Below are 5,479 nucleotides of genomic sequence, written 5' to 3' on the forward strand. Positions count from 1 at the left end.
GGGCGCGGGCGCCCCGCGGCCCCCTCGCCCTGCGCCTCTCTGGGGGGGGGGGGTTTTTTTTTTTTTTTTTGTGTTTTTTTTTTTTTTTTTTGGGGGGGGGGGGGGGGGCCCCCCCCCCCCCCCCCACCCCTCTTTTCTTGCCGTTTTTCGCGAGGGGACTTGTCAGAGGGGCCGCCTACTATGCATGTGAGGTTGGGGAACCGGTGGGGCGGATGTAGTGCCGGTCCTGTCAACTCTCTTGCCTTGGAAGGCGGTTCGAGAGCAGCTGGATTCGGTTCCGGTCAGGCTGTGACGTATTGGACGGTCGCTGAGGGGCGGACGGGCCTGCCGGGGCGGGGGCCGTGGTGATTAGGCTGGGTGGAGTACCGGGGGGAGAGCCGGACAGATCGGACGACCTCCACCGCCCGACGCCGGACGATGTGGACACAACCCACGGGAAAGCCGGCCGCGGACGAGACGAATACAGACGAGAAATGGTCGGCCAGCACAACAAGAGGGTGCTCGACCACACCAGGAGGAATTGTGAACAGCGATCCGGACGGGATCCGCGGGGGCTGGGCCACACCCGGCGATGACCAGTCCGACGCGGAGTCCGCCAGCGAGATGACGGGCGAGTTCACCATCGATTACGCGACGCCTGCCTGGTACACGCAGAACGCGTCGGGGGGGTCGGGGGCGTCGCGGGAAGAGACGAGTACGGAATCTGACGTCGAGTCGGAGGCCGAACCGGATGTCGAACCGGATGTCCAATCGGACGCAGGGTCGTCCGGTGACGCGGATGCGAATGCAGGTACCGGCGCGGACGTGGCGTCGAGTGCGGGTGCGGGTGTGGGTGCGGAGGGTTCCGTCCCCGGTGCTGCGCCTGCTTCTTCCGTTCCTTCTGACCCTGGTCCCGTGAGTCCTGTCGGTGTGCCCCGGCTGCCGGTGAGTGGTGGGTTCCAGCCTGCGGTGCCGCAGTCGGCGGCTCCGGGCGGTCCCGCGAGCCCCACGGCTGTCCCCAGCTTTCCCGTGGGCGGATTCCAGGCCCAGTGGACCCCTCCGGCTCCGCCGACGGACGCGGTGGGAGACGGTGACCTGGAGAGCGGCTCGACGATGCGCATCACCCCTGCCGCCGCGCAGCGCGATGCCGAGCCGGTACTCGTGACCGACGACGCCGACGACTCCGGCGAGGTGGACGTCGAGGCCGAGGCTGTCGCAGTCTCGGCGAGTGTCCCGGAGTCCGTGGACGACGTGGTCGCGCCCTCCGCTGAGGTTGAGGTGGACGAGGGTACGGAGGGTACGGACGCCGAAGACGCGAGCGACGCCGTTCCCGATCACCGGGTGGACGAGTCCCAGGATCAGGACGCCGCCGATGCCTCCGTATCGCCGCAGGCGGCCGAGCTCGAGGACACGGAGACCGAGGACACCGCGAACGCCGAGCACGTCGCCGTGGAGCCTGAGGAAGCTGTAGCCGCCGAACCGGTGGTCGCCGACGCCGAGGACCCCGAGCCCGAGGCTGCCACCGAGTCCGAAGACGCGCTGGCTGCGGCGGACACGGACGATGACGTACGGAACTCCGCACCGGCCGCGCCCGCGCGGGACTCGGTGCCCAGCGCCCCGCTCAACCTGCCCCCGCTGCCCGAGGGCGCGCCCGGGACGGTGCCGCCCTCGTGGGCGCCCCCGTCGACCACTCAGCGCGGCCTGCCGCCGCTGCCTCCGTCGTTCCAGCCGGCCGCTCCGGTTCCGGCGGGACAGTGGCCCGCCCAGCAGAACCCCCAGCCGGAAGCAGCGCCGGTCCAGCCCCAGGCTGCGTCGACCGCCCCGGCGCCGGGTCAGCAGTCTCAGCCGCCCGCCGTGCCGGGCCTGCAGCCGCCCGTACCGTCGGCGCAGCCCCCCTTCCAGCCGCAGGCCCCGCAGCCCGCGCCCGCCGCCTGGAACGCCCCGCCGTCGCCACCGGCTCCTGCCACCCCGCAGGCGGGGTACGGCTTCCCGCCCCCGCACCCGACCGCGCAGTCCCCGACCCCTGGCGCACCGCCGGCCGGCTACGGCTTCCCCCCGCAGGCGGCTCCGGCCCCCAACACCCAGGCGGGGTACGGCTTCCCGCCCCCGGCCGGCCGGCCGCAGGCCCCGAACCCCCAGGGCGGCACCAGCTACGGCTTCCCTCCGCCGAACACGCCCGCCGCCGGCCCGACGGGCACCAACGCGCAGGCGGGATACGGCTTCCCGCCCCCCGGCGCACCGGCACCCATGCCTCAGAGCGACCCCAACCAGCCGCACCCGGGAGCACCCGCCTCTAACCCGGCGAGCCCGAACCCTCAGGACCAGCCCGGCGTACCGCCCGCCCCGACCCCGCAGGCCGGCTACGGCTTCCCCCATCCGGGAACGCCCACCCCGAACCCGGCAGGCACACCCCCCCAGGGCCAGCCCAGCATCGCGCCCGCCCCGGCCCCGCAGGCCGGCTACGGCTTCCCTCACCCCGGAGCGTCCACACCGGCCCCGGCAGCCCCCAACGCCCAGGGCGCGTCCAGCACACCGGCCCCCGCCCCGAACCCCCAGGGCGGCTACAGCTTCCCTCCGCCGGGAGCACCCACCCCGAACCCAGCAAGCCCCAACGCCCAGGGCGAGCCCGGCACACCGGCCCCCGCCCCGAACCCCCAGGGCGGCTACGGCTTCCCCCACCCGGGAACGCCCACGCCGAGCCCCTCAGCCCCCAACGCCCAGGGCGCGCCCGGCACGCCAGCCCCTGGCGCCCCAGCCCCCGTCCCAAACCCCGAGGGCGGCTACGGCTACCCCCAGCCGGGCGCACCCACCCCGGCCCCGGCAAGCCCCAACGTCCAAGCCGGATACGGATTCCCGCCCCCCGGCGCACCAGCGCCTGCACCCGCACCCACGGCCCCCAGCCCCGAGAGTGGCAGCCTCCCCCAACCGGGAGTGCCTGCCGTCGGCCCAGCGGGCCCCAACCCCCAGGGCGAGCCCAGCGTTTCGCCCGTAGGTGCGCCAACCCCCGCCCCGAACCCCCAGGGCGGTTACGGTTTCCCTCCGCCGGGAGCACCCACCTCGAACCCGGCGGGGCCCGACGCCCAGGCCGGACACAGCGTCCCGACCCCAGGTGCGCCGGCCCCGGGCACCCCTGCCCCCGCGCCGGGGTCCTCCCCCGCCGGGTCGCCCTCGGCAACGCCGACCGACACCACGGGCCCTGAGGGCGGCTACGGCTTCCCCCACCCCCAGAGCGGTCACAGCCTGCCCCACCCGGGTGCACCCCTCCCGGCCCAGGCAGGTCCCAACGCCCAAGCGGGGTACGGATTCCCGCCGCCCCCCGGCGCGCCAGCAACCACACCCACGACCCCCAACCCCCAGAACAACCCCAACCTGCCCCACCCCGGTGCACCCGCCCCGAACCCGGCAGCCCCCACCACCCAAGCGGGGTACGGATTCCCGCCGCCCCCCGGCGCGCCAGCAACCACACCCACGACCCCCAACCCCCAGAACAACCCCAACCTGCCCCACCCGGGAGCACCCGCCCCGAACCCGGCAGCCCCCAACACCCAAGCCGGATACGGCTTCCCGCCCCCCGGCGCCGCGGCCCCCGCCGGCCCCGGCTCCCCCCAGTCCGACGTTCAGCCCCCGGCTCCCGCCACCCCGGGCGGCTCCACTCCCCCGGGTTCGGCCCCCGACTCCGTGCCGCCGGGCCCCGCACCGGCGCCGGCACCCGCGCCGACCGGGCCGCCCGTCCCCGGGCCGGTTCCTCAGGGCGGGTACGGGTTTCCATCGCCCGCCGGGTCGCCTGCTCCTCCGCCGCCCGGCTACGGCTTCCCGCACCCGGGGCAGCCTGTTGTCCCCGGGGTGCCCGGTGGGTACGGTTTCCCCTTCCCGCAGGCGGCCGCGCGGCAGGCGCCACCGCAGCCTCAGGTGCCGCAGCAGGCCGACGGGGCTCAGCCGCAGGCCGGGCCTCAGTCGCCGCCGCCGGTTTCGGGGCAGGCCGGTCCCCTCTCGCCGCCGCAGCCGTACGGTCGGCCCGCGCCGGAGGCCGCCGGGCCGCAGCCGCCCGTGGATCCGCGTACCGGGGCCGCCTGGCCGCAGCCGATGCAGCACGACCAGCGCCAGATGACCAACCCCGGTGCAGCGCCGCTCGGTTACACCGCGGCCGTCGAACTGTCCTCCGACCGGCTGCTCAACAACAAGAAGCAGAAGGCGAAGAGCGGCCGGCCGGCAGCCGCGCCCTCCCGGTTCAAGATCGGCGGGAAGAAGGAGGAGGCCGAGCGGCAGCGCAAGCTCGAGCTGATCCGCACGCCGGTGCTGTCCTGCTATCGCATCGCCGTGATCAGTCTCAAGGGCGGTGTCGGCAAGACGACCACGACCACCGCGCTCGGCTCGACCCTGGCCACCGAGCGGCAGGACAAGATCCTCGCCATCGACGCCAACCCGGACGCCGGTACGCTCGGCCGCCGTGTGCGGCGCGAGACCGGGGCCACCATCCGTGACCTCGTCCAGGCGATCCCGTACCTCAACTCGTACATGGACATCCGGCGGTTCACCTCCCAGGCGCCGTCCGGGCTGGAGATCATCGCCAACGACGTCGACCCGGCCGTCTCCACGGCCTTCAACGACGAGGACTACCGGCGCGCGATCGACGTCCTGGGCAAGCAGTACCCGGTCATCCTGACCGACTCCGGTACCGGCCTGCTCTACAGCGCCATGCGGGGCGTCCTCGACCTCGCCGATCAGCTGATCATTATCTCGACGCCGTCCGTGGACGGCGCCAGCAGCGCCAGTACGACACTGGACTGGCTGTCCGCGCACGGCTACGCGGATCTGGTCTCACGGTCCATCACCGTCATCTCCGGTGTGCGCGAGACCGGCAAGATGATCAAGGTCGAGGACATCGTCTCCCACTTCGAGACGCGCTGCCGCGGTGTCGTCACGGTGCCCTTCGACGAGCACCTCGCCGCCGGTGCCGAGGTCGACCTCGACATGATGCGGCCCAAGGTCCGCGAGGCGTACTTCAACCTCGCCGCCATGGTCGCCGAGGACTTCGTACGGCATCAGCAGATGCACGGGCTGTGGACGTCCGACGGCAATCCGCCGCCGGTCGCCGCCCCGCCGATGCCGGGACACCAGCAGCAGATTCCGGGGCAGCCGTATCCGGCGGCACCCCCGGCTCCGGGGCAGGGCCACCCGTACCCACCGCCGCCCGGCCAGCCCGGCCAGTACCCACCGCCGCCCGGCCAGCCCGGGCAGTACGCGCCGCCGCCGCAGCCCGGTCAGCCGTACCCTCCGCAGCAGCCGTACGGCTACCCGCCGCAGCCCGGGCAGCCCTTCCAGCCGCCCCAGCAGCAGCCTCCGCAACCGGGTCACCCGCAGCAGGGGTGAACGAAGAAGGCGGCCGGGGGGCCGGGGGCCCCCGCGCGGGAGGCCCTGGCCAGGAGGCCGGCGGCCGGGCCCCCGGGGCCGGGGCCCGGAGGGCGGGGGCCCCGCATACGAGGCAGAGCACCACGGGCCG

The 5,479-nt window shown here is 74.3% G+C and carries 1 protein-coding gene and 1 pseudogene; both read left to right on the forward strand.

Annotated features, from left to right (window positions below; genetic code table 11):
* Positions 1–417 precede the first annotated feature (417 nt).
* Positions 418–651, forward strand: a pseudogene (locus ABZ855_RS48035) (SCO5717 family growth-regulating ATPase); the annotation flags it as partial.
* Between the two features lie 1,575 nt (positions 652–2,226).
* On the forward strand, positions 2,227–5,349 hold the full coding sequence (locus ABZ855_RS48040; protein WP_360820323.1) for an AAA family ATPase: 3,123 nt from the start codon (positions 2,227–2,229) through the stop codon (positions 5,347–5,349).
* Positions 5,350–5,479 lie beyond the last annotated feature (130 nt).

This window comes from Streptomyces sp. NPDC047042 (genome assembly GCF_040644035.1).
Classification (GTDB): Bacteria; Actinomycetota; Actinomycetes; order Streptomycetales; family Streptomycetaceae; genus Streptomyces.